Source organism: Candidatus Kuenenia sp. (assembly GCF_039794105.1).
Classification (GTDB): Bacteria; Planctomycetota; Brocadiia; order Brocadiales; family Brocadiaceae; genus Kuenenia.
The window spans coordinates 29,539-54,546 of the sequence record NZ_JBDIWA010000020.1 but is presented as its reverse complement, the minus strand read 5'-3'; the positions used below and the strand labels follow the sequence as shown (position 1 = coordinate 54,546).

Below are 25,008 nucleotides of genomic sequence, written 5' to 3'. Positions count from 1 at the left end.
CTATCACTGAACAGACCTCACGCCTCTCTTTGCAAAGACTTCCTATGGACTGCGGTGACCGCATCTGCAACCCTATATGTCGCTAACCATACAAGTAAATTCTAAATTATTTTCGCTGAATAGATACAGAATGAAGAGGGGAAAAAATACATGTATTTGGCAGCAAATCATGCTTTTCAAGTCAAATTTACGTTATAGTAAAAATTTTAGGTGGAATCATCGTTAAAAGGCGACAAGGACATAATCCTGAAAATTAAGTATGGTGTACCCGGAATCCCAAAGCGTGGCGCCTCCGTTGACGGTTAGTCGCAGTGGTTGTTAGGCCTCAATCCCCGTCAAGCATTTGCATTCGTCGATGTGTTCTCGGGATGTCGTGGCATCTGCGTTCTAAGGTGTCGATCTTCACGCTCATGCAACAACCAATGGACAATCCCTATCGCCAGCGCTAAGGCGGCCAAGCCAAACATGCTTCCGGCAGTTGTTTCCTTAAGATCAAGGATAATGAATTTACGAGCAACAGCAAGCAGGGCGATGAGCAAGACGACCTTCGTTTGAATGATACTCTGTTGACGGGTGACCACGTATTGAAGGGTATGGTTAAACTCCAGCGCAATCAATACTGTCATGATTTCGCCAAAGACATTTTGAAACACTTTATGGTCGAGCGGGTCCAGGGCGCCAAGCACGAGGTTACTGATAATTCCGACAAATAAACGAATGGTGGCCACAATGATAATGAGCGTAATCAGCAGCGTAAGTAAAAGGGCAACAACACTTTCGAAGCGTTGATAGAAGGTCATGATGCCCCACTGCTTTATAAGTCTCTTCCAATTTATGAGGGTCTTCCACTCCATCTGTTTTCTCTCTCCCAGGCCCTTTGTAGGGCTTGCCGAACGATTATGCTAAGCTGCGGCGTAAAACGCCGTTAGCTTCAGCGATTGGTTAGGCTTTTAACTATTTTTATCCTTGATTATTTCTTGTTGCCGGTATATTTTCTTGTCAATATTATATTTATATTCATGCGCAATTTCATCTTTCTACTTCCTGCTCTCTTCCGCTATTTCATTCTACATTTGAATCATCTCCAATTGGTTCTTGAGGAGTACATATTTCAGGATAGTTGTATCTATTAGCTATAATTATTTAAGCTGGCATAGCCAGAATCAAACAAGCAATAAATGAAAAATACGAAATTCGAAGTACGAAACAAATTCGAATAACAAAGCATAAAATTCAAAACAGATCTAAAACATACAACAATTATGAAGCACGAAATGCGAGATAGGGAAAAAGGCATTTGTTTAGAATTTCAAATCATTTCGCACCCAAAGAGATTTGGCTTATTTTTAACCAGAAGTGTGAACCAGTATCGTCAGGTAGCACGGAATAAGTGAGCATAAGCTATCACATTAAAAACTAAATTCAACATGAAACAACCTTAAGAAAGGCTATTTTTTCTCCATTATGATTTCAATTTCTTTCTCTTCTGTTTCGCCAAGTTCTACCGCTGTCTTTGATTTTTTATAGCCGCTTTTCCTTGCGATAATTTTGTAGGAACCGCCTTTTAAATTGGTAAATTCAAAGTAACCGTTTTCGTCAGATTTTGTTTTCTTTTTTGTTTTGCTTCCCTTCTTCAGCCTTAATTTTACATTTTCCAGTAATGTTCCTTCCGTGTCAATTATAGTGCCGGAGATGCTGCTGTTTTTCGTAGAGGGATACAAGTAGGTAATGCCGTCCATGTCGTCCTGGTGCAGCGTCCTTTGGCTGATATCGCCGGAGAAACTGTAGCCATACATCGTCTTTTCCGAATCGCTGTTGCTATAAAGATCTGCCAAACTGAGGGAATGGCCGAGTTCATGCGTGCCTACATTCTGCACGTCAAATTTGTCTGACGAGCCGTTTGTGCTCCATGTATTTTTGGTGTTAAAACGTATATCGCTGTCAAACATTTCTCCGGTCGTATAAAACCAGAAAGAGTTTTGCCCCAATACCCCTTCTTCCTTAATAGTTCCAAAATCAATAATATTAATGCCGTCCGCTTTGCCGTGGTTGTTTTTCGAGGTTGTGCCACCGTCAACGAAGGTAAAGGTAGAGGTGTCAACGTCTGTCCAGGTCTGCATTGCCGACAATATAGCATCAAGGCTACCAGAAGGGCCGTCAGTGGTGTTGATAAGATACGTTACCGTATCCTTTTTCCATTTTATTTCTTTTCCTTTATTTGTGGCACTGACTTCAAAACCATATATTTTTGAACCGCAGAGATTTAATGCTATGATTACAATAAAGGGAATAATATAGTTCCATCTTGTTTTTGTCATAATTATCCGACTCCTTTACTCTTTTTTTAGTATAATTATCCTTCTGCCCTCTCTCTTTAATCTGCCTTCAGCGAACAGGCGGATTGCTTCAGGGTATGCGGTACATTCTTCCTTAAAAACCCGTTCAGCAAGTGTATCCGGCGTGTCGTCGACAAATACGGGCGTAGTCCTCTGGATGATAATGGGGCCGTTATCATACACATTATCCGCAAAATGTACGGTACACCCGGATACTTTTGCACCGTACCTGATAACCGCCTCATGTACTTTATGACCGTAATATCCATGTCCGCAGAAAGCCGGAATGAGGCCGGGGTGGACGTTCATTACCCTGCCGGAATATGTATCCGGAATTTTATATAAATGCATAAAGCCCGCAAGGGTGATTAGCTCGACAGGGTATTCCTTCAGTTTTTTGGTAATTGCTTCGCTAAACGAGTCGACGTCTTTGTATGAAGAACGGGAAACTACTGCAGTAGGTATACCATTTATCTTTGCCCGTTCCAGCCCTTTTGCATCAGGGTTGCTGCTGATGACTATTTGAATCTTAGCAGGCAACGAGCCAGACTTTATGCAGTCGATAAAATTTTGCAATGTTTTACCGTTGCCGGAAATTAAAACAGCGATACTTATGATTTTTCTCATGGGTTATACGCAATAATAGTTGACAAAAAAAACATGTTTTGCTATGATTCCCGCTTTCCAGGATTTCAGCTTTAGAGATAAGAATTTATACTATATACAAAGATTAGGTTATATATGTCAAAGATAATTACTGAGAAATCAAAAAAGGCATTTCTGGATGCGCAGAGTGTCATTCCGGGCGGAGTAAACAGCCCGGTGAGGGCTTTTGGCGGAGTGGGCGGCACGCCTATCTTTATAAAGTCCGGTTCTGGGTGTTGCCTTACCGATATAGACGGCAATAGGTATGTGGATTATGTTGGTTCCTGGGGACCTCTGATTCTGGGTCATGCTGACCCGAGAATTGTAAAAAGGGTAAACGAGGCGGTTGCGAATGGCACCAGCTATGGTGCTCCAACGGAACTTGAAATCCAACTGGCAAAACTTGTGAAGGAAGCGATGCCATCTATCGAAAAGATCAGGATGGTGAATTCCGGCACAGAAGCAACTATGAGTGCAATCCGTCTTGCCAGGGGACATACAAAACGCGATGCGGTTATTAAGTTTGAGGGTTGCTACCATGGGCATGTAGATAGTTTGCTGGTACAGGCCGGTTCCGGCGCCACGACTTTAGGCATGCCAAACAGTCCCGGGATTCCCGGTGATTTTGTAAAACATACCATTTCCCTTCCCTACAATAACATTGATGCGGTAAATGAGGTTTGTTCCAGGAGAGGTAATGAAATTGCATGTATTATTGTGGAGGCAGTCGCCGGAAACATGGGAGTCGTTCCGCCGGCGAAAAACTATCTGGAAGGATTACGGGAAATAACGAAAAAACATGGTATCGTACTCATCTTTGATGAGGTAATGACCGGTTTCAGAGTTGCGCATGGCGGCGTGCAGGCGCTTTACAACATTACGCCTGATCTGACTACACTGGGGAAGATTATAGGGGGAGGGCTTCCTGTTGGAGCATACGGCGGCAAAAAAGAAATTATGGATGGCATATCTCCTGTCGGCCCCGTGTATCAGGCTGGTACCTTATCAGGTAACCCCGTAGCAATGACTGCGGGGATTGCTACTTTGGAAATATTAAAAGACAATGCTGTTTATAAAGGTTTGGAAGAAAGGTCAAAACAATTAGCGGCTGGTATGGCGAAGGTATGCAATGATGCTAATATTCCTGCATATCACACCAGGGTGGGGTCTATGTTGTGCACCTTTTTTACAAGCAAACCGGTGGTTGATTATGCTACTGCAAAACTTTGCGATACTGGCAGATACGCAAAGTTTTTTCACGGCATGCTTGAGCGTGGATTTTACTTTGCCCCTTCGCAGTTTGAGGCGGCTTTTGTTTCGACCGTGCATGGCGAGAAAGAGATAAATGACACCATTGCCGCCTTTAGCGAAGTGGCGAAAACGCTATAAAAATCCTTATGTGCGGTTATATCCGAAAATCAAAGAATTGGGAAAAAAGGCTTTGACATGACAAACGTAAATGACGATGCGAAAGGGATATTGGAACGGATAAGTTCTATGTGTTCAAATGCCGAGTCTGTTCTAAATTTGTGCATGCTGGGATTCCTGAAAAATAAAGTGGAATTGCTTGACGATGCACAGAGAATCAGCAGATTGGTGCATGACGAAGAAAATGAGACGGTAAGCATGTTAAGCGGTGTTAATAAAAATGACGAATCTGAGAAAAACCGGTTTAAAACTCTGGCTGTTGTAGTGGGACAAATAGAGATGGCCACGGATGTAATGGATAACATGGTACGTCACATTAGGGTCAAAATAAATGAGAAATTACTCTTTGGCGATAAGGCTGCAAATGAAGTGACACAATTATTTAAAGAGACATTGGATGTGTTAAAAACTGCTAAGGACGCTATTTTGACAAAAAATGAGTTGTTGAGAAAACATGTATGCGATAAATATGATAGCATAAGCAGGCTTGTCTGCGATTATTCAGAAGAACACGAAGAACGATTAATTATGGGGATATGTCAGCCGAAAAGCGCCTCTTTGTATTTAAATATCGTCGATTCACAATCTAAAGTGGCAATGCACATCAAGCAGGCCATAGAAAGATATTTTTCCCAATAGGAGATGTCTTGTTTTTTATTAAGAAAGACCCTGAGACATACAGAATTATAGGTCTGGTGGGGAGTTTCGGATTTACAACTGCAGGCGCTTTGGCCGGGGGATATTTTTTGGGTACTTATGTTGACAAAAGATATGGCACGTCTCCGTGGTTTCTGATGATTTTTCTGTTTTGGGGTGTTATTGGCAGTTTTATTAATTTTTTTCAAATAATAAAAAAATTATCTGATGAAGACAAGAACAAGCCAGCATAAAGGAGAAACTGACGATCTTTCTTTGGATGAAGGATTTCCGGAGAGGGTCTTCCAAATGTCATTTTATTTATCGCTGATTATAATAGCGGGTTCGTTGTCTTATATGTCAGCAAAATTGACGCTAAGTGTTGCAATAGGGTGTTTCATTAGTTTGTTGTTGTTTAAAATATCGTGGTGGGGAATACGTTTTGGTGTTGAGAAAAAAAGGGCGCAAATAAAGGGGTTTATCCTCAAGGTGAGTATTGCGAAGTATTTCATAGCGGGGGGGATGCTCTTTTCTGCATGCGTCTTTTTAGAAGTCAATATAATTGCTCTGTTTATAGGACTAAGCATGGTAATGGCCGTAATAATATTGAAAATATTGGGCAGCTTGTTCGTAAGGCAACTGAACAATAGGGTAAAATTCCCTTACGAAAAGGTGAATGGTCAGGTTTAAAATAGAATTAATATCGAAAGGAGCAAGGGAGAGTGTCTGCTGAAGGTCACGGCGGCGATGGTGGTACTTCCACCGAATTGCCATCATTTTTAGATTTTATTCCATCGGACGCCCACAGTCAGTTTTTAGGTTTGACAAAACATGAGTGGGTACCGATTGTGATGTCTGCGTTGATAATCATTTTTCTGGGACTATTTTCCCTTCTGGCAACCAGGAAATTGCGGATGGTGCCTGGGAGGCTTCAGGCACTGTTGGAACTTATAGTTGAAGGGCTGGAAAATTTCACAAAATCACAGATGGGGCGGGTGGCAAAGCGTTTTGTCCCTTTTATCGGTACGTTATTTATTTATATTTTTTGCATGAACATGTTGGGGCAGATACCCCTGTTCCATTCACCTACGAGTAATTTAAACACAACAATTGCGCTGGCGCTGATTGTTTTCTTTGTAACACAGTATCAAGGTATAAAGAACAATGGTATTTTTGGTTACCTTAAACATATGGTGGGAAAACCTGTATGGCTTGCCCCACTTACCTTTCCTTTGCATGTAATGCAGGAAGTGCTTTCCCGTCCGCTGTCGTTATCCATGCGACTCTTTGGAAACATCATGGGAGAGGATACGGTAATTGCAATATTTATCGGTTTTTCTCCCTTTCTGCTTGGTTTTATACCGTTACCGATACACCTGCCAATGCTATTTCTTGCTTTACTGGGAAGCACAATCCAGGCAATGATTTTTGCGCTTCTGGCGAGTTTTTATATTGCAGGGGCTATTGGCATCCATGATGAAGAAGAACATCATTAAGTTAGTTTGCAACTGAGCCTAGTGTGCTGTTTTCATTTTTCATCTATCCGATAAGTGTTTGGTGCTATTTTTAAATGGCTCAAATTTTTTATGAAAGGAGTAGAGAAATGGATTATTTTGCAGCATTAGCGATTGGAATTCCTGTAGTTGCAATTGCAGCGGTTGGTTGTGCTCTTGGCCAGGCAAAAGTTGTGAGCAGCGCCGTTGAAAGTATGGCGCGGCAGCCTGCGGTTGCGGCGAAGGTGCAGTTGGCGATGATAATCGGAATTGCCTTTATTGAGTCTCTTGCGATTTATTCTCTAATGATGTCGTTTATGCTGTTTGGAAAACTGCCGAAATCTGAGGCGGTTCTGGAAATATTCAGGAAGAATACTTCTAACGAAGAATTACTTTCGTCTGCTGCTGATATAGTTCTTCAGTTGAGCGCGAAATAACGGGTATTTTCTGCTTCTTATCACGCTCTGCGTAGAGTGTTTTGTTACATAAGATGAAAAGTAATGTGCGGGAAAAAAATGAGAAGAAAGTTGTGCCGCAATCAGAAAAAGATTGCGATTAAGGTTGGTGGTATCTGTATTTTAAATTATTTTTTTTAGAAGGAGGAGTGTAGGTGGTATATTTTGCATTATTAGCTATTGCAGTGTCATTATTGGCTATCGCTGCCTTTGGGTGCGGTATTGGACAGGGAATTGCAGTTTATGGCGCCGCAAATGGTATGGCCAGACAGCCTGACATGGCGGGGAAGATACAGTTAGTTATGTTTGTTGGTCTTGCGTTTATTGAATCTCTGACGATTTATTCATTGATGGTGTCTTTTATCCTTCTTGGAAAATTGCCAAAGACGGAAGCTGTTTTAGAGGTAATTCAACACGCTATCAAGTAAGAATTGGTGTAGGAGGAGATTTTATTGGATATTTTAAATACCCTTGGAATAAATTTTAAGTCTGTTATAGTCCAGGGCATTGGATTTATAATACTGCTTTTTGTTCTCAAAAAGTTTCTTTTTGGCAAAATATCGGCTCTCATAAAGGAGAGAAGTGATGGAATAAAAAGTACTTACGCAAAGATAGAAGTGGACAAATCCGCCGCCGAGAAGATGAAAATCGACTATCAGGTAAAACTTGCTGAGGTCGAAACTGCTGCGGCAATTAAGATTCAGGAAGCGATCAATGAAGGCGGAAAACTTGGTGAAGGGATTGTAAAGCGTGCGCAGGATGAGGCGGAACTGATACGTTTGAAAGCACAGGAAGGCATTGAACAGGAAAGGAAAAAGGCCATTACCGAGATCAGGGACCAGGTGGTTGCCCTTTCTATGCTGGCCTCTTCACGTATAATTCAACAGTCCATCAATCAGCAGACTGCGGAAACATTGGTTGATGATGTGATTAAAGATATGGGGGGGCTGAGTGTTAGATAAGAGCGTTGCGGTTACCTTTGTGAATGCACTTCTTGAAGCGGCTGCTGATAAAGATTTACTCGGACAGGTGGAAAAGGATCTCGATCTGCTTTCTGATACAATGGCAAGGCAAGAAGGCTTTAAGAAGATGCTCCTGCATCCTTCTATAACACGTAAGGAAAAGAAAGATACTATCAAAACGGTGTTTGGCGAACACGTTTCCGGATTGATGATTAACTTTTTGTATTTATTGGTGGATAGCAGGAGAGAGGCGCTTTTAGACGTAATACCTGATGTGTACAGAAAGGTAGTTGATAAGAAAAAAGGAGTGATCAGGGCAAAAATACAGGCTGCAATACCTATAGTTGGCGAGAGACTTGAAAATCTCAGGGCAGGCATTAAAAAACTCACCGGGAAGATTGTGGAGGTAGAAGTTGTTGAAAATCCGCAAATACTGGGAGGACTTATAGTTGAGATTGAAAATAAAATGATTGACGGCAGTGTTCTCAGCCGGTTGAGAAATTTAAGGTCGAAACTTATGGAAATAAGGACAAATTAATCATAGCCGTCTGCTTGTTTCTTAAAGTTGGAAAGTCACTATGGATATTATATTCTTGGCCAGGTTTGTTTCGTGTCAGGTGTAAACTTGCCACATGATTTTAATGGTTTATACAGGAGTAGGTGTATATGGCGTTAGGGGATATTGCTTCAATCATAAAAAGAGAAATTGAAAGCTACGAAGAAAAGTTAAAGTTGGAAAATGTTGGTCACGTTATGCAGGTCGGTGACGGCGTTGCCCGTATTTACGGTCTTGATGAATGCATGTCAAACGAATTATTGGAGTTTCCGGATAATGTATATGGCATTGCCATGAATCTGGAAGAGGATAATGTGGGCGCAATTTTGCTTGGTTCCGAGGATAAAATAAAGGAAGGCGATATTGTAAAAACTACGGGGAAAATCGTTCAGGTGCCGGTGGGCAAGGCGATGTTGGGGCGTGTAGTAAATGCGCTGGGCCTTCCGATTGATGGAAAGGGCCCTATCGCTACCGACGAATTCAGGCCCATTGAGGGAAGTTCTCCGAACGTAGTGGAAAGACAGCCTGTAAAAGAACCTTTACAGACAGGTATTAAGGCGATTGATGCAATGATTCCCATAGGAAGAGGACAGCGAGAGTTGATTATCGGTGACCGGCAGACAGGGAAAACGGCGATTTTAGTAGATACCATAATCAACCAGAGAACATCAGGGGTGTATTGTATCTATGTGGCAATCGGGCAAAAGATGTCGACGGTTGCGAGTGTAGTGAAGACATTGGAAGAAAATAATGTGATGGACAATAGCATTGTTGTCGTTGCATCCGCCGGAGATCCCGCTCCATTGCAATATATAGCGCCCTATGCAGGTTGCGCTATGGGAGAATATTTCAGGGATAATGGCATGCATGCGGTTGTTATGTATGATGATTTATACAAGCATGCGATTGCATACCGTCAGATTTCACTTCTTTTAAGACGTCCGCCCGGCAGGGAAGCATTTCCAGGGGATATTTTTAATTTGCATTCCCGTTTGCTGGAAAGAGCTGCGAAATTGAACGATGAGCTTGGCGCGGGTTCTCTTACAGCCTTGCCTGTTGTGGAAACACAAGGCGGTGATTATTCTGCTTATATTCCGACAAATGTTATTTCCATTACTGACGGGCAGATCTATCTTGAAAGCGATTTGTTTAATGCCGGCGTAAGGCCAGCGATTTCTGTAGGGTTGTCCGTTTCCAGGGTGGGAGGAAACGCACAGATACCGGCAATGAAAAAGGTTGCAGGCATGTTGCGGCTTACGTTGGCGCAATACAGGGAAATGGCTTCGTTTGCGCAGTTTGGTTCGGAATTGGATAAATTTACCCAGGCCCAGATCGCAAAAGGTGAACGACTGGTAGAAATCCTGAAACAGCCTCAGTATGAACCCGCTTTGGTTGAAGATCAGGTTATGGCTATTTTTGCCGGAATAAATGGTTTTTTGGATGATATTCCGGTGGAAAAAATAAAAAAATTCGAGAAAGAATTTCTTGTTTTCATGAAGCAAAAACACGCCTCGATAAGTTTGGAAATTAACGAGAAGAAAAAAATCGACCAGGAATTATCGTCTAAGCTGGAAAACGCTATCAGGGAATTTAAGCAAATTTTTGACAAGAAGGGTTAGCGGATGCAGAGTACGCGCGAAATTAAAGAGAGAATCAGAGGTATTTCAAGCATAAAGCAGATTACACGGGCTATGGAAATGGTAGCCGCGAGCCGTTTGAAAAAAGTGGAAAGCAGGGTGCATGCATCGAGAACTTTTGCAGAAAAACTTCATCAAATGGTAAGTGATTTAATTTCTTCTTTGCCGCAGGAAAGCGCTTACCGCTGGTTTGCTAAAAAAGAAAGCGAGAATTCTCCGGTAAAAATTGTGTTGATCACTGCGGATAAGGGATTATGCGGCGCATATAATAATAACATTATTCAAAAAACAGTGAGATTTATTAAGGAAAGCAATCGGCAAGTAAAATTAATCCTTATAGGGAAAAAGGCGAATCTGTATTTTTCGAAAAGAAGAGACGTCTATTCTATCGAAGAGTCTATTCCTGAAAGTGTGGAAAAGCTAGGCTTAGATTGGGTTAAATCCTTTGCTGCAAAATTAATCCGGGACTATAATAATCAGGAGTATGGAGAGTTGCATGTGTTTTTTACCAAATTTCACACAGTAATGCAGTCGTTTCCTGCAAGCATCCGCTTGTTTCCTATTGAAAAGGAAGGATTTGGCGGGGAAGGAAGAGAAAAAAGGGAGTACATTGTAGAGCCTTCCGTTGAAGATATTCTCAATAATATATTCCCTAAATATATCGAGACGCAGATATACCAATGCATTTTAGAATCGCTGACATCTGAATTTGCCGCCAGGAGAGTTGCAATGATTGCCGCTACTGAAAATGCAGGGGATATGATAGATAACTTGACGAGCATCTATAATAAAGCAAGGCAGGAGGCAATTACCAAAGAATTGCTCGAGATAGTTTCAGGTGCTGAAGCCTTGGCATGATAAATGGTCATCAGGCAGGATATCATGTTTATTTAAGCGGCTTTCAGGTATTTGCTGGTAATTATTGAATAGAAAGACATACTTTTACCGAACTATCTGTTTTCTACAGAGGAAATAATGGAAGGAGTGGATATATAAGTGGTAAATATAACTGAACGTAATGTTGGACAAATTGTACAAGTAATTGGACCTGTAGTTGATGTGAGATTCCCGCCGGGAAAATTGCCGCCAATCAAAAGTGCGGTTAGTATTAATGATGTGAAGAAAAAGATTTCTGTTGTTGCGGAAATTGCCCAGCATCTTGGAAACGATACGGCAAGATGTATTGCAATGTCTTCCACCGACGGACTTGTAAGAAGCATGGAAGTGTTAGATGACGGCGGTCCCATATCGGTTCCTGTTGGAAAAGAGGTGCTTGGAAGGATTTTTAATCTGTTAGGTAAGCCTATTGACACCAAGGAAGATTTTAAGGCGAAAAAGTACCTGCCCATTCATCGTGCGCCGCCTTCATTTGAGGAGAGAGAGACGACTACCACCGTTTTGGAAACAGGCTTAAAAGTTATTGATCTTCTTGCCCCATTTGCCCGTGGTGGGAAAATCGGGCTGTTTGGCGGCGCCGGGGTTGGAAAAACGGTACTGATTATGGAGCTTATCAGAAGTATAGCTACGGAGCATGGTGGTTATTCCGCTTTTGCGGGTGTTGGTGAAAGGACGCGTGAAGGGAATGATTTGTGGCTTGAAATGAAAGAGTCGGGGGTTATCGATAAGACCGTTCTTGTTTTTGGTCAGATGAATGAACCGCCCGGGGCAAGATTAAGAGTCGCATTGACCGGCCTGACCATGGCGGAATATTTCAGGGATGTTGAGGGGCAGGATGTCCTTTTGTTTATTGATAATATATTCAGATTCGTTCAGGCGGGTTCTGAGGTATCTGCCCTTTTAGGCCGTATGCCATCTGCGGTAGGTTACCAGCCTACACTCGCTACTGAAATGGGCGACTTGCAGGAAAGGATTACTACTACGAAAAAAGGTTCCATCACTTCATTGCAGGCGGTGTATGTTCCTGCGGACGATTTTACCGACCCCGCTCCCGTAACAACTTTTCCTCATCTGGATGCAACTATTGCTTTATCAAGACAAATTGCTGAATTGGGTATTTATCCCGCTGTTGATCCGCTGCGATCTACTTCGAGGATTTTGGACCCGAGAATATTGGGACAGGAGCATTATGAGGTCGCAAGGGAGGTGCAAAGGATATTGCAGCGCTTTAAGGAATTACAGGATTTTATTGCGATTCTTGGTATGGAAGAACTTTCGGAGGCAGACAAAGTATTGGTTGCCAGGGCAAGGAGATTGCAAAGGTTTTTATCTCAGCCTTTTTTTGTTGCAGAACAGTTTACCGGCACGAAGGGCAAGTATGTGCCATTAAAGGAAACCATACGCGGTTTTAAAGAGGTAGTGGAAGGTAAACATGACAACTTGCCGGAACAAGCCTTCTATATGGTAGGGGGTATTGAGGAAGTGGTTGAAAAAGCAAAGCAAATGGGTGGTTAAGCATGACAAAAACGTTTGATTTAGAGATTATAACTCCGATGAAAACAGTGTTTAAAGGTTTGGTCAGGAGTATAACCGCTATGGGAACACAAGGTTCTTTCGGAATATTGGTTGACCATGCACCGTTTATTACTGAATTACAGACGAGTATCTTGACGATAAAGGACGAAAAAGACTCTACGGTAAGCTTTGCGATTGATGGGGGTTTTCTTGAAATGATTGCGAATAAAGCAATTGTACTGGCTGATTCGTGTGTTACAAAAGAAGAAATAGACATTGTGAAAGTTCGGGAAGAGAAAAGATCTGCGGAGGAGGCATTGAGCAAAGAAGAAGCCCGTGGACAAAAAGAACACGTTATGGCAACGCTGAAACGTGCGGAAACATGGTTGAGTCTTGCGAATAAATAAGAGCACGGTAAAAGTTCCCCAGTGTGGTTTAGACCGGGGCTGATTTTCTGGAGCAAATTATGGCAATACTGATAACGGGGGGCGCAGGATTTATCGGGAGTCACTTTGTCCGCCGTATGATTAAGCATAACCATGTAGTAGTGCTTGATAAATTGACTTACGCGGGCAATCTGGAAAATCTAAGAGGTATTCGGGAAGACAGGGAACTTTCCGGTTATTTCAAATTCTATAAGGGCGATATTTGTAATCAGGAATTAGTTGACCATATAATGTCCACCGAAAAGATTGATGTAATTGTCAATTTCGCAGCGGAAACACATGTTGACCGTAGCATACTCAGCGCTGGTACGTTTATAGATACTGATATAAAAGGGGTATTCGTACTGCTGGAAGCATCACGCAGATATACCATTAAGAAGTTCATTCAAATATCAACGGATGAAGTGTATGGCACCGCCTTCCATGATGCTTTTAAAGAAACCGATTCGTTAAACCCAAGCAATCCATATGCAGCCAGCAAGGCGGGGGGGGATCGCCTTGCATTTGCTTACTGGAATACCTACAAACTGCCAATTATCATAACCAGGGCGTCCAATAATTACGGACCTTATCAACATCCGGAAAAGTTTATTCCGCTTTTTATTACCAATGCAATTGAAGGGTTAAAACTTCCGTTGTATGGCGATGGAAGGCAGGAAAGGGACTGGATTCATGTGGAAGACCATTGCGCCGCGATCGATTTTATCATTGAAAATGGGAAAGATGGTGAAGTCTATAATATTGGCGGTGGAAATGAAAAACAAAATATTGATACGGCGCTATTCATATTAAACGTACTTGCTAAAGATAAAGGTATGATAGAAAACGTAAAAGACAGGGAGGGACATGACCGGCGTTATGCGCTGGATTGTACGAAACTGAAGTCTTTGGGATGGAAGCCGCAGATAGATTTTGAGGAAGGTCTGCGAGACACAATAAAATGGTATGAAGAAAATGAGCAATGGTGGAAGCAAATAAAGAATGATGAATTTATGAAATACTATGAAACACAATATAGCCACAGATTTGCAGGGAAAAATTAACATAAAAACTTCAGGATGATTTAATGGAACAAATAAAAAATAATACGATGGTTGGGTTTCTGGAAAATATACGGGGGAAAAAAGGGGAGTTCTTTTCAACAATACAGGATTTTGACGGAACAGGGAATAATTGCTTTAAAAAATGCGTATTGGTCTATATGTCCTTAAAGGTGTTTCTTGTCCTTTTGGCAACATGTTCGATAATGGTATTGTTTTTGATGCCGGCATTTCAGCATTTTGTTGAAGAGACTTCCAGTCTGAAGGTTTTGTTTTTCACTTCTCCGGTAATTCTCGTTATTCTTTTTAAATTATATTTCATAGGCATGGTCTTATTAACATATGACAGGTCGAAACGTATCATTCGGTTGGCAATAAACAATATGGTGCGGGAAATGACAAATATTGCTTTAAAATTACGGACTACAGCGCCTTTGGGCTTGAGGCATGCGTATGGTAAATTTGCAAAATATAGATAGCGGACGAAATAAATGAAAAGATTTTGCCCATGATAAATTTAATAAAACTAAAAAAAATAAACGATAAAAAAAGGAAACTTCTTGAAAAAGGTTTCCTTTTTTTATCGTTTTTTTTCTTGTCTTTATATGCGGGAAAGAAGTCCTTTCTCAGACAGTAACAACGTTTACTGATGTTACGGATATAGCCCTGGTTAATAATTCTGGAAGAGGAATGGGAGCGGCATGGGGTGATTATAATAATGACGGACTTGTTGATCTTTACGTATCAAATTACAAGGATAAAAACATTTTATATAAAAATAACGGAAATGATACGTTTGCCGATGTTACGGATTCTGCAAATGTTGGCAATACAGGCGCGAGTACCGGTATTGCGTGGGGGGATTACAATAACGACGGCCTCCTGGATTTGTTTCTGGTGAACGGATTAGGGCCTGGATATGGTGATAGAAAAGTATTGTATAAAAATAATGGCGACGGTACTTTCGAGGATATCGCCGAAAAGGCGGAAATAGAAAATCTGGCGTTTGGTATGTGTGTTTCACTGGCTGATTATGACAATGACGGCTTATTGGACGTTTATTTTACCAATAACGCCCACGTCATGATATGCAGCGGCCAATCGAACAAATTATATAGAAATAATGGAGATGACACCTTCAGTGACGTTGCCGAAGAAGCAGGGGTAGGGGATTTTGGGAACGGTATGGGCGTCGCCTGGTGTGATTATGATAATGATGGCGATCAGGATTTGTATATGCTGAATTTTGTGAATTCAAATATCGATCCTCCGGAGAATAACCTCAGCGTTTTGTACAATAACAACGGAGACGGAACGTTCACGTTATCCGTAAATGCGGTAAACAGCATCGGGGGGCATGGAGTCGCGTGGGGAGATTATAACAATGACGGCAACATGGACGTTTATATCGCAAATGTTAAGGATATCCTTCCGAGCGGAAAAAATGTATTGTATAAGAACAATGGAGATGGCACTTTTACTGATGTTACCGATTCTGCCGGAGTCGGAGATGAAAATGACAGTACTGAGGTTACCTGGATAGACTATGATAATGACGGTGATTTGGACCTGCATGTGGTAAACGGGGGGATTGCAGCCACCTCTGAAAGCAGGTTATATCAAAATAATGGAGATAGCACGTTTACGGATGTAGCGCAGGTTGCGGGTATTCAATACAGAGGATTTGGCGAGGGCGCTTCATGGGGTGATTATGACAATGACGGCGATATGGATGTTTACCTTGTGAATTATAATGAACCAAACATTCTATACCGTAACAACGGGAATACGAATCACTGGATCGAAATACAAACAAAAGGAACTGTTAGTAATGCTTCAGGAATCGGAACAAGAGTAAAAGTGGTTTCCGGCGAATTGAATCAAATTCGTGAAGTAAGCGGCGGCGACGGGTTTTGTTCACAGGATAGTTTATTGGTTCACTTCGGGTTGGGAATCAATGCGACGATAGATACTTTGGAAGTTCGTTGGCCGTCAGGAAAGGTACAAATATTTGAAAATATTGAGGTGGACCAAATAATTACAATAACAGAGGAATAAAAAATGGTTAAAAAATATGTTCTCTTTTTTATTCTGTTCATAATAGGCAGCAATGTTGCCTTTGGTTTTTCAGGAGGACCTCCGGCGGAGAGGACGGGAAATCCAGGAGAAACCTGCGGCGGTACAACCTGTGCTTCAAACTGCCATACGTCTTACTCTGAAAATGAAGGCTCTGCGAGTTTTCAGGTTAACCTTTCCGCATCTCATTACACCCCCGGCGATGCCTTAGATATTACCATTTCATTCGCCAACTCTTCCGCGGCAATATATGGATTTGAGGTTACCGCTGTTGATGCTGACGGCAATATTGCCGGTACTTTTACTCCGAAAGACAACACAACACAAACAGAGGCATATAGTGGCCTTTATGCCGCTCACACAAAGACGGGTACCGCAAAGGACCAGTGGACGGTGCAATGGAATGCCCCTTCCTGGCAAGTAACTGAACCTATCACGTTTTATGCCGCCGGTAATGAGGCGAACGGTGATTCTTCTAGTTTTAACGACTATATTTACACTGCAAATGCTTCTGTTACCGCATCGTCAACGCCTTCTTCCTGTGAAGCAGAATCTATTTCTGCTTCATCGACTGACATTGAATTGCAAACTGGTGAAACCCGGGAAATAACTGTAGCGGTAAAGGGGAATAATAACTGTGATGTTGAAGGTGTAACTGTGAAGTCAAAAATCAATAAGGGTAAAAGGAGTATCAAAATATCGCCTGAAAAGGAAGAAACAGACGATGATGGTAATGCCATATTTACTATAACAGCAAAGAAGAAAGGAAATGCGAAGGTAACATTTAAGGCAGAAAAATTGAAAACAAAGATAAAAATAAAAGTTGTTGAATAATTGTTGAGAGTTTGCATTATGAATAAATTGATTAATAAATTAAAGAGGTCAGCCCGGAGAAGTACTCCCTTCGTGTTTTTTATCTTATTTATGGTTCCTTCCTCTGTTTTTTCACAGGTTACGTTTACTGACGTAGCACAAACGGCGAATGTTAACAATAGTTCCCCGGGAATGGGCGCAGCATGGGCTGATTATAATAATGACGGATATCTGGATTTGTACGTATCGAATTACGGCGGCGCAAATATGCTCTATAAAAATAACGGAAACGGTGTTTTTTCCGATGTTTCAGCGGATGCGGGCGTTGATGATTTTGGAAACGGGGCTGGCATTGCATGGGGTGATTGCGATAATGACGGATATCCTGATCTTTATTTGGTGAATGATGTTGGGGCAGGGTACGGGGCAGAAAACCTTTTGTATAAGAACAATGGGGATGGTACGTTTACCGATATTGCCGGAACTGCCGGTGTGACGAGTGTGGGTTATGGTTTATGCGTGTCATGGGCTGATTATGATGGAGACGGATTGTTGGATTTTTATCTGACTAATAATGTGCATACCATTTTTTGTTACGGACAATCTAATAAGTTGTTCAGAAACAAGGGCAGCAATTTATTTGAAGACGTTACTGAATCTGCCGGTGTTGGTGAAATGGGGAATAGTATGGGGGTTTCATGGTGCGATTATGATAACGACGGAGACCATGACCTTATTGTGATAAATTTCGCAAGTCCGTACCTGGATTCGCCGGAAGATAATCCCAGCGTTTTATACAGGAATAATGGTGACGGTACATTTACGGATATTTCTTCCATTGTCGGTATTAATCATCTTGACGGCGGCCATTCCGGAATATGGGGCGATTATGATAATGATGGCGATATGGACTTATTTATTACAAACAATAGCACTACGATATCACAGTCCCCTCCGGTATCCACCAGCGGGAAAAACGTTTTATACCGTAACAATAATGACGGCACGTTTACAGAGGTGACAGATGCTGCCGGATTAGGCGGGGTTGCAACAAGCATTGAAGCGACGTGGGTGGATTACGATAACGACGGATATCTTGATTTGCACGTGGTAAATGGAGGAATACAACGGGATGAGGCAAGCAATCTTTACCGAAATAATGGAGAAGGAACATTTGCCGATGTTGCAGAAACGGCGGGTGTTCTTAATACTGGCAACGGTGAGGGCGCTGCATGGGGTGATTATGATAATGACGGATTTATGGATCTTTATGTTGTTAACTACAAAGAAACAAACCGGCTGTATCATAATAATGGCAACGATAATCATTGGATTATTATTAAGACTATTGGCACAACAAATAATAGGGCGGGGATTGGTGCAAGGATTGAAATTACAACCGATTCCGGTTCGCAAATAAGGGAAGTAGACGGCGGATCAGGTTTTTGTTCGCAGGATAGTCTGTGGGTTCATTTTGGACTTGGCGGTGATGATAGCATCACTACACTAAAAATTACCTGGCCGAATGGAAAGATCGGGACATTTACCGGTATTGAATCCAACCAAACCCTTGAAATAACGGAAGAGTAACTATTGAAACAAATCATCCTGTATGCAATATTCGTGATATTCTTTACGTGGAATCCTGCGTTTGGTTTTTTGAGTGGCCCTATTGCCGGCCGTACCGGCGCTCCCGATGATATATGTGGAACTAAAAGTTGCAATGACCCACCCGTTTGCCATGGCAGTTATAATATCAATTCCGGACCGGCTTCCTTTTTTATCACAGCGCCGTCCAGTTACGTATTGGGTGAGACGATAGACGTTACTGTGTCCTTTTCAAATACCGGTTCCGGTTTGCATGGATTTCAGCTAACTGCGTTAGACGCCTCCAATAAAAGAGTCGGAATTTTTCAGAGTAAAGACAATACTGTTCAGACAGAAGCCTACCTGAACGAGTACGCCGCACACACCACCGTTGGCACTGCAAGAACTTCATGGACTGTGCAGTGGACCGCACCATTGGCAAATGTTACATATCCCGTTATCTTTTATGCAGCAGGAAATCAGGCAGATGGGGAAGGTACACCTGAAGATGATTATATTTATAATACAGCAGCAGTAATAATACAACCCACTTCAACGCCAACTCCTGCTGTAACAGACGGCGAGTGCGATGCGGAAACCATTCAACTTTCTCAGAACTTATTAGAACTTCAAAAAGGAGAAAGTCGTGAAATAGTTATCACCGTGAAAGAAGAAAATGATTGTGTCGCTGGAGGTGTCTCTATTAAGGCAACCATAAAGAAGGGAAAAAAACGCATATCACTTTTCCCGGAAAGCGGAACAACGGATGAAATTGGACAAATCGCTTTCACCATCACTGCAAAGAAGAAAACAGGAAAGGCAACGGTTGTATTTAATGCTGATGGGATTAAATCGAAATTAAAGGTAACGATTACTTCTAAGTAAGCGCATCATATCTGATGGCTTTTCTTTTCAACTACTTCCTGCCTCTGTAAATAAAGAGGCAAGAGTTTTTCAAGTGTACATTGATATCCTGACATATACAATTTTTCTCCCAGCAACGCAACGTGTTCCGGTTTTGGTATAGCATAGTCTTCTGCTTCAATGATAATATCTTCCTGAGAAAAAATCTCCTTGTAGGGCAGAATGCCGTCTCCGAAAATAGTTACCGGCCTTGGGAGAAGTGCCAACAACTTCTCCGGCTCAATTACCAGAAATTCCGTGAGCCTTTTTTTCCGGTTCCCTTCAAATTGGTAAATACATGCGTAAACATGATTGCGCCTGGCGTCAATTATTGGGCATAGGGATAACGTACTGCCTGAACTGTAATTTTCCGTTATGATATCGAATATTGGCACGTCAACGACCGGCCTGTTCAGCGCGTATCCAAGAGTTTTTGCGCAGGCAACGCCAATCCTTAACCCCGTGTAGGAACCAGGCCCCACATTTACTGCGATAACTTCAATATCGTTAATCTGCCAGTGTACTTCCTCTAAGGTATTTTTTATGGCAGGGACTAGCTCCCTTTCATGCTGCACGATACCGCTGAATGTTTTTGTGCTAATACAGTTTTGATTATCACAAAGGGCAATACCGCCTATATTTCCTGAAGTTTCAATGCCGAGTACTTTCATAACAATAATTAATTTAAGATTTAACTTTGGTATTTTAGTTATCTGCCAGGTCTGTGTATACCACTGCCGGTAAGCAGCGTAACCAAATGGCATGATTTGAACGATTTAAATTATAACAAGGATGCAGAGATTATGAAAAATGAAAATATTCGTAACACCATAGATGTAACACTTTAGTTTTTTGAAAAATTCCAATAATCGCAGTGTAGGGGCGAAGCATTTGCCGTAAATTGTCATAAATACGTTCAAACCCAAACGGGGCAAATGCTTCGCTCCTACTCTATCCATTTCACCTGCCGCGTAAAGTAGCAAGGCCGCCTTCGAGGCCTCTGCGGCAAACTATTACAATTGCATAAAATACTTATTACCTTGACAATAAACACTAATTTTACTACCATTATTCCTAATCAGTCATACCTAATCACATCAATTACCGTTGTAGTATTTTCCACATAAATAATATGGGCGTTTAGCTCAGTTGGCTAGAGCGCTTGCCCGACACGCAAGAGGTCGCTGGTTCGAGTCCAGCAACGCCCACCATCTTAAATAACAAATGAAATAGGGATTTGAGAAGTACGAAGTACGAGTTGAGATTTAAATCGTACTTCATATTTAATGCCCCCATGCATTTCTCATTAACCTTGCAATAAATGTTACCGAAATCCTGTTTGAGAACATCATTTTTGCAAGGAAACAGAGTTTCTCAGCCATTACGCTCCCAGGCAAGAGTTTGGGAGCAAGTAGTTGAAAGATACCTTTCAAAAAGCTATATTTATATGAAATATTTATGAAACCTGCCCTAGCCTTTTTCTCAAGACATTTCCGAGTTCTTTTGCCTGAACAATTATCTCCGGTTGTTTTTCCAAACATGGGATAATATCCTCCGATATTTTAACATCATCGCCAAAAAACATTTTTGCGCCGCTTACCCGGCATATTTCCCCATAGCCGCATGTAAAACAAGGAACAGCCCCTTGGGCATTTACAACGCCAACAATATCAATCCCATTATATGCGAAGAACCCTTTTACATCGTCTCCTGCAATTTCATACATCCTGTTTTCTTTCCCGGGCATTTGCCATTCACCTCCGCCTCCAACAGAGGCGATAGCGCCTAACTTACCGGAAAGACACATACCGCCATTTCCTGTTGCATCGTGTCTGAAACAATACCAGCGTTCAAGAAATGAATGAGTGAGCGCATTAAGCCTTCCAAAATAATTCGGTGCGCCAACAACGATTGCATCAGCCATCATTACCTTATTCATTATTGGCAAATAGTCATCCTGCACTTTGCATAGGTTATCGTTAATACACCCCAGACAACAAATACAGCCGTTAATCGTTTTTCCGGCAAGCGAGATAAATTCGGTTTCCAAACCCGTTGCGTCCAATATCGTTTTGACCAGTTTATCTGTGGTACGGTCTCTTCGCGGGCTGCCGCTTATGCCTAATACTTTCAATGGTTTTCACTCCTATTAAATTTTTGCGCTGGCAAAGGCAATCCAATTTATAATCTCTGCAGACCAGATTTATTCCAATATTTCATTGATCTCTTTTCCAAAATCCTGTTCTGATACATAGCCGATGTGTTTGTTAACTTCTTTTCCGTTCGTATCGTATACAATTGTTGTAGGAAATCCCAGTAAACTAAATCCTGAAGTAAGATCCTCCCCCGCAAGATAATTTGTATATGTTACGTTCCATTTTCTTAAAAATGGCGGTACTGTTTGATCACCGTTTTCATCGAAAGCAATCCCAATAATTTCTATCTTGCTAGTGTATTTTTTTTGCAAGCTGTTAAATCCGGGCAATTCTTTTCTGCAGTATGGACACCATGTTGCCCACATATTTACGATAACTACCTTCCCTTTATTGTCAGAAATAATCTTTTCCAAATCTTCAAAATTAATGCGGCTAATTTCATTGGCATAGGTTGTTTCACAGCATAAAAACAACATCATTATAAATAATACATTGCGGCATACACGTTTAAATACGTTGTTATTCACCGTCCCCCCTTTCATAGAAGCATAAATAAATTGATTTAATTAGTCTTTGTAACGTTTTTCAATAGATTGAATTTTCCCTACTCTTCTCCTGTGACGTTCTTCTCCGTTAAATGTGGCGCCTAAGAATGACTGGACTAGTTCAATGGCTAGTCTTAATCCTACTACACATGCGCCAAGTACAATTATGTTCATATCATCATGTTCCACGCCCTGGTGAGCAGAATAGGTATCGTGGCAAAGCCCGGCGCGAATACCAGGAATTTTGTTTGCCGCAACAGAAGCTCCTACACCACTACAGCAAATCAAAATACCCCTATCGGCGCTCCCCTCTATTAATTTTCTGCCAACCGCTTCAGCATAATCAGGATAATCTACCGGTTCTGTACTGTATGTGCCTACGTCAATTAACCGGTACTCCGGTTTATCAAAATGTGCTATAAAAGATTTCTTTAACCATAAACCGGCATGGTCGGATCCAATGGCAATTTTCATTTTATAATAGTCAAACAAATGAGGTTTTCGAAAAAGAGACGCATGCAATGCATCTCTACAAAAATAAGGTAACAATTCAGCGGAATCTATTAAACTACCGAAGCACAACTCGTTCCCAAACTGTAGTTTGGTAATATAATGGTACTGGAAACTACATTCGCGGGAAATTTCAATATTAATGTTTTTTAGTTCAGTATTGGTTCCGCATTATCATAAGGAAATTCAGGGTCAATGCTGCTGATTGAACGCAAAATGTTCCACCATATGTTATCCGGGTTAGGATAGAATACCATGTTTTCAGTTGCGGTACCCACCGTCCAGCACTTCATCTCAATTTCAGATTCAAGCTGTCCGCCCGACCAGCAGGCGCAACCAAGATAAAGACGAAAAATATTATCCGATACATTTTTACGAGACATAAACTCATTGAAACATCCTTGATTTGTACCTAAATAAACCCCTTCACATATTTTCACACAATTATGTGCTTCATTTTTAAAGTTACCGTGAAGATAGAACATATTATTTGTATCGACAGGGCCTCCAAAAAATATTTCTTTATCCTTTGCCTGGCTATTAACGGATGAAACAAATATTTCCTGTCCTTTTTTCCCTAATGTTTTGTTTAATATTAAACCCAATGCCCCTCTTTTGCTATGTTCGCATATTAGCACTACTGTCTGCATAAAATTCGGATCGGTGCCCTGCGGATTAGCAATAAGTATTGATCCCTTGCCGACGTCTATTTCCATTATCCATAACTCCTATTCATTCTTATAAATCAATATCTGAATTTCTGCAATCTTGTATTACCTGGCAACCTGAAAACTACTGACAGCGCAAAAATGGAATAAAACTGACACATAGACTACTCATTTTATGGGATGTTTTCGTGAAATACAAAGTATTTATCTCCATTTCAACTATTGACCTTTTTTCAAAAAACTAAAGTGTTACAAAAAAGCTAATACCACCTGATTGAATCCTTCCGGATTTTCTCTCGTCAATCTGAAAAATTGCACAAATATAACTAAATTCTGCAGTAGGATACAGATTTACTATTTACTTAGAAAAGGGAACCACAGATTACACAGATTACACGGATTAAAAAATTCGTAGTGATACGGGGCGCCGTGTCTATACATTGTGTTGCGTGCGGAGAGAAAGAAATTCCCTTGAATGCATTGTAAATAAAGGTAAAATGAAGATTAAAAAATATTTTATTGAAGAAAAACACACGAATTCCCTTAATCAACCATTCCTAATGCACAGAATAAGAAAGCCGTTATTGCCCCTTTACCTTCACATCCCCTTTTGTTCTAAAAAGTGTGATTATTGCGATTTTAACTCTATTGTATCAGAAGCAGATATAATCGACCGTTATATAAATGCCCTTGAAAAGGAGTTAAATGCCTTTGCGGAGAGATATGCCTGCGATACCGTGTACGTTGGCGGAGGAACGCCCACAATATTAAATGAAAACCAGATAAAGACCCTACTTCATGGCATCGGGAGATGTCCTAAAAATGCCGATGCACCGGAATATACGGTGGAGGCAAATCCTGGCACTCTGACGAGAGGCAAAGTAAGGTTGTTGAAGGAATATGGCGTCAATCGCATAAGCGTGGGGGTGCAATCATTTCAGGATAGGTATTTAAACTTTCTTGGCAGAATACACACAAGTGAAGTTGCAGTTCAAAGCATAAAGTTGCTTATCTCCGATGGGTTTAAAAATATCAATATTGACTTAATCTTTGGATATCCGGGGCAGACATTGGATGAATGGATAAAGGATTTACGAATGGCAGTGGAATTGCAACCGGAGCATATATCAACGTATGCCCTTACCTATGAGGGAGAGACCCCGTTAACAAAAAAGGCAGGAAATGGAACTATTAGTAAATTAGATGAAGAGATTGAATTAAAAATGTATAAAACGGCTATACGTTTTTTGCAGGAAAATAACTATTGTCATTATGAAATATCAAATTTTGCCAGGCCTGGTTACGAATGTGTCCACAACATAAATTACTGGAATAATAAGAGGTATATAGGCATTGGCGCCGGCGCGTGTTCCTTTATTGATGGTGAAAGAACTATGAACGAAAGGAATGTGCTTCAATACATAAAGGCAATAGAGGACAACACAGAGGTAAAGGTGTTTCGTGAATCTTTGCCGCAGCGCAAATATGCATCTGAAACTATTGTGATGGCCTTGCGTATGCTTCGTGGTATTTCCGGAATTGAATTTTATGACCGTTTTGGTTACAAAATCGAGGATCAATTTGGAACACAGATAAAAGATTTGCAATGCCTTGGATTGGTGAATTACGATGATAAAAGGTTGAAACTGACGGAAAAAGGCTTATTTGTGGCTGACAGTGTTATGTCGGAATTTTTATAATGGT

At 41.2% G+C, this 25,008-nt stretch carries 28 protein-coding genes and 1 tRNA gene; 21 read left to right on the top strand and 8 right to left on the bottom strand.

Features of this window, described 5'->3' with window-relative positions; all coding sequences use genetic code 11:
- Nucleotides 1–335 precede the first annotated feature (335 nt).
- The 3 genes from ABJL82_RS10760 to purN all read right to left on the bottom strand — a co-directional run bounded on the left by ABJL82_RS10760 (nucleotide 336) and on the right by purN (nucleotide 2,963).
- Nucleotides 336–854: a phosphate-starvation-inducible PsiE family protein gene (locus ABJL82_RS10760; RefSeq protein WP_347274694.1), complete on the bottom strand. Its 519-nt coding sequence runs from the start codon at nucleotides 852–854 to the stop codon at nucleotides 336–338.
- Nucleotides 855–1,448: 594 nt separating this feature from the next.
- Nucleotides 1,449–2,318, bottom strand: coding sequence for a carboxypeptidase regulatory-like domain-containing protein (locus ABJL82_RS10755; protein WP_347274693.1), 870 nt, complete (start codon nucleotides 2,316–2,318; stop codon nucleotides 1,449–1,451).
- A 15-nt stretch (nucleotides 2,319–2,333) separates the two neighbouring features.
- On the bottom strand, nucleotides 2,334–2,963 hold the full coding sequence (purN, locus tag ABJL82_RS10750; protein ID WP_347274692.1) for a phosphoribosylglycinamide formyltransferase: 630 nt from the start codon (nucleotides 2,961–2,963) through the stop codon (nucleotides 2,334–2,336).
- 123 nt (nucleotides 2,964–3,086) lie between these two features.
- On the opposite strand from purN, the gene hemL reads away from it, so the two are divergent.
- From hemL to ABJL82_RS10655, 19 genes are all read left to right on the top strand, one after another.
- Nucleotides 3,087–4,370 carry a glutamate-1-semialdehyde 2,1-aminomutase gene (gene hemL / locus ABJL82_RS10745; protein WP_347274697.1) on the top strand — a complete coding sequence of 428 codons (1,284 nt, stop codon included), beginning with the start codon at nucleotides 3,087–3,089 and terminating at the stop codon, nucleotides 4,368–4,370.
- A 57-nt stretch (nucleotides 4,371–4,427) separates the two neighbouring features.
- Entirely contained in the window at nucleotides 4,428–5,048 is a 621-nt protein-coding gene (locus ABJL82_RS10740) for a hypothetical protein (protein WP_347274691.1), read from the top strand.
- A gap of 8 nt (nucleotides 5,049–5,056) precedes the next feature.
- Nucleotides 5,057–5,299 (top strand): AtpZ/AtpI family protein, encoded by a 243-nt coding sequence (locus ABJL82_RS10735; protein ID WP_347274690.1) that lies wholly within the window; start codon nucleotides 5,057–5,059, stop codon nucleotides 5,297–5,299.
- Entirely contained in the window at nucleotides 5,274–5,735 is a 462-nt protein-coding gene (locus ABJL82_RS10730) for an ATP synthase subunit I (protein WP_347274689.1), read from the top strand. The genes ABJL82_RS10735 and ABJL82_RS10730 overlap by 26 nt, the downstream gene beginning before the upstream one ends.
- Nucleotides 5,736–5,767: 32 nt before the next feature.
- Nucleotides 5,768–6,541, top strand: a complete 774-nt coding sequence (gene atpB, locus ABJL82_RS10725) for a F0F1 ATP synthase subunit A (RefSeq protein WP_347274688.1) — start codon at nucleotides 5,768–5,770, stop codon at nucleotides 6,539–6,541.
- 107 nt (nucleotides 6,542–6,648) lie between these two features.
- A complete protein-coding gene (gene atpE, locus ABJL82_RS10720) occupies nucleotides 6,649–6,975 on the top strand; it encodes an ATP synthase F0 subunit C (RefSeq protein ID WP_347274687.1) in 327 nt (108 codons plus the stop codon).
- 173 nt (nucleotides 6,976–7,148) lie between these two features.
- Nucleotides 7,149–7,421 (top strand): ATP synthase F0 subunit C, encoded by a 273-nt coding sequence (atpE, locus tag ABJL82_RS10715; protein ID WP_099323586.1) that lies wholly within the window; start codon nucleotides 7,149–7,151, stop codon nucleotides 7,419–7,421.
- Nucleotides 7,422–7,445: 24 nt separating this feature from the next.
- Nucleotides 7,446–7,955: a F0F1 ATP synthase subunit B gene (gene atpF / locus ABJL82_RS10710; protein ID WP_347274686.1), complete on the top strand. Its 510-nt coding sequence runs from the start codon at nucleotides 7,446–7,448 to the stop codon at nucleotides 7,953–7,955.
- Nucleotides 7,945–8,493, top strand: coding sequence for an ATP synthase F1 subunit delta (gene atpH / locus ABJL82_RS10705; protein WP_347274685.1), 549 nt, complete (start codon nucleotides 7,945–7,947; stop codon nucleotides 8,491–8,493). The genes atpF and atpH overlap by 11 nt, the downstream gene beginning before the upstream one ends.
- Nucleotides 8,494–8,615: 122 nt before the next feature.
- Complete coding sequence (atpA, locus tag ABJL82_RS10700) at nucleotides 8,616–10,130, top strand: F0F1 ATP synthase subunit alpha (RefSeq protein WP_347274684.1); 1,515 nt, start codon at nucleotides 8,616–8,618, stop codon at nucleotides 10,128–10,130.
- A 3-nt stretch (nucleotides 10,131–10,133) separates the two neighbouring features.
- A complete protein-coding gene (gene atpG / locus ABJL82_RS10695) occupies nucleotides 10,134–11,006 on the top strand; it encodes an ATP synthase F1 subunit gamma (protein ID WP_347274683.1) in 873 nt (290 codons plus the stop codon).
- Nucleotides 11,007–11,153: 147 nt separating this feature from the next.
- On the top strand, nucleotides 11,154–12,560 hold the full coding sequence (gene atpD / locus ABJL82_RS10690; protein ID WP_347274696.1) for a F0F1 ATP synthase subunit beta: 1,407 nt from the start codon (nucleotides 11,154–11,156) through the stop codon (nucleotides 12,558–12,560).
- A 2-nt stretch (nucleotides 12,561–12,562) separates the two neighbouring features.
- Nucleotides 12,563–12,967: an ATP synthase F1 subunit epsilon gene (gene atpC, locus ABJL82_RS10685; RefSeq protein WP_347274682.1), complete on the top strand. Its 405-nt coding sequence runs from the start codon at nucleotides 12,563–12,565 to the stop codon at nucleotides 12,965–12,967.
- A 59-nt stretch (nucleotides 12,968–13,026) separates the two neighbouring features.
- A complete protein-coding gene (gene rfbB / locus ABJL82_RS10680; RefSeq protein ID WP_347274681.1) occupies nucleotides 13,027–14,049 on the top strand; it encodes a dTDP-glucose 4,6-dehydratase in 1,023 nt (340 codons plus the stop codon).
- Between the two features lie 23 nt (nucleotides 14,050–14,072).
- Nucleotides 14,073–14,525, top strand: a complete 453-nt coding sequence (locus ABJL82_RS10675; RefSeq protein ID WP_347274680.1) for a hypothetical protein — start codon at nucleotides 14,073–14,075, stop codon at nucleotides 14,523–14,525.
- A gap of 211 nt (nucleotides 14,526–14,736) precedes the next feature.
- On the top strand, nucleotides 14,737–16,104 hold the full coding sequence (locus ABJL82_RS10670) for a CRTAC1 family protein (protein WP_347274679.1): 1,368 nt from the start codon (nucleotides 14,737–14,739) through the stop codon (nucleotides 16,102–16,104).
- Nucleotides 16,105–16,107: 3 nt separating this feature from the next.
- Nucleotides 16,108–16,956: a choice-of-anchor V domain-containing protein gene (locus ABJL82_RS10665; protein WP_347274678.1), complete on the top strand. Its 849-nt coding sequence runs from the start codon at nucleotides 16,108–16,110 to the stop codon at nucleotides 16,954–16,956.
- Nucleotides 16,957–16,974: 18 nt separating this feature from the next.
- On the top strand, nucleotides 16,975–18,525 hold the full coding sequence (locus ABJL82_RS10660) for a CRTAC1 family protein (RefSeq protein ID WP_347274677.1): 1,551 nt from the start codon (nucleotides 16,975–16,977) through the stop codon (nucleotides 18,523–18,525).
- A 3-nt stretch (nucleotides 18,526–18,528) separates the two neighbouring features.
- A complete protein-coding gene (locus ABJL82_RS10655; RefSeq protein WP_347274676.1) occupies nucleotides 18,529–19,407 on the top strand; it encodes a Reeler domain-containing protein in 879 nt (292 codons plus the stop codon).
- A 5-nt stretch (nucleotides 19,408–19,412) separates the two neighbouring features.
- Here ABJL82_RS10655 and tsaB read toward each other — a convergent pair whose 3' ends face one another.
- Nucleotides 19,413–20,189 carry a tRNA (adenosine(37)-N6)-threonylcarbamoyltransferase complex dimerization subunit type 1 TsaB gene (tsaB, locus tag ABJL82_RS10650; RefSeq protein ID WP_347274675.1) on the bottom strand — a complete coding sequence of 259 codons (777 nt, stop codon included), beginning with the start codon at nucleotides 20,187–20,189 and terminating at the stop codon, nucleotides 19,413–19,415.
- A gap of 370 nt (nucleotides 20,190–20,559) precedes the next feature.
- On the opposite strand from tsaB, the gene ABJL82_RS10645 reads away from it, so the two are divergent.
- Nucleotides 20,560–20,636 (top strand) — tRNA-Val (locus ABJL82_RS10645).
- A 245-nt stretch (nucleotides 20,637–20,881) separates the two neighbouring features.
- On the opposite strand, the gene ABJL82_RS10640 is transcribed toward ABJL82_RS10645, so the two are convergent.
- The 4 genes from ABJL82_RS10640 to ABJL82_RS10625 all read right to left on the bottom strand — a co-directional run bounded on the left by ABJL82_RS10640 (nucleotide 20,882) and on the right by ABJL82_RS10625 (nucleotide 23,352).
- Nucleotides 20,882–21,559, bottom strand: coding sequence for a flavodoxin family protein (locus tag ABJL82_RS10640; protein ID WP_347274674.1), 678 nt, complete (start codon nucleotides 21,557–21,559; stop codon nucleotides 20,882–20,884).
- A 69-nt stretch (nucleotides 21,560–21,628) separates the two neighbouring features.
- On the bottom strand, nucleotides 21,629–22,108 hold the full coding sequence (locus ABJL82_RS10635) for a TlpA disulfide reductase family protein (RefSeq protein ID WP_347274673.1): 480 nt from the start codon (nucleotides 22,106–22,108) through the stop codon (nucleotides 21,629–21,631).
- Between the two features lie 39 nt (nucleotides 22,109–22,147).
- Nucleotides 22,148–22,600 carry a ribose 5-phosphate isomerase B gene (rpiB, locus tag ABJL82_RS10630; protein WP_347274672.1) on the bottom strand — a complete coding sequence of 151 codons (453 nt, stop codon included), beginning with the start codon at nucleotides 22,598–22,600 and terminating at the stop codon, nucleotides 22,148–22,150.
- 185 nt (nucleotides 22,601–22,785) lie between these two features.
- Nucleotides 22,786–23,352: a YqgE/AlgH family protein gene (locus tag ABJL82_RS10625; protein WP_347274671.1), complete on the bottom strand. Its 567-nt coding sequence runs from the start codon at nucleotides 23,350–23,352 to the stop codon at nucleotides 22,786–22,788.
- A 449-nt stretch (nucleotides 23,353–23,801) separates the two neighbouring features.
- Between ABJL82_RS10625 and hemW the strand changes: the two genes are divergently transcribed.
- Nucleotides 23,802–25,004 (top strand): radical SAM family heme chaperone HemW, encoded by a 1,203-nt coding sequence (hemW, locus tag ABJL82_RS10620; protein ID WP_347274670.1) that lies wholly within the window; start codon nucleotides 23,802–23,804, stop codon nucleotides 25,002–25,004.
- Nucleotides 25,005–25,008 lie beyond the last annotated feature (4 nt).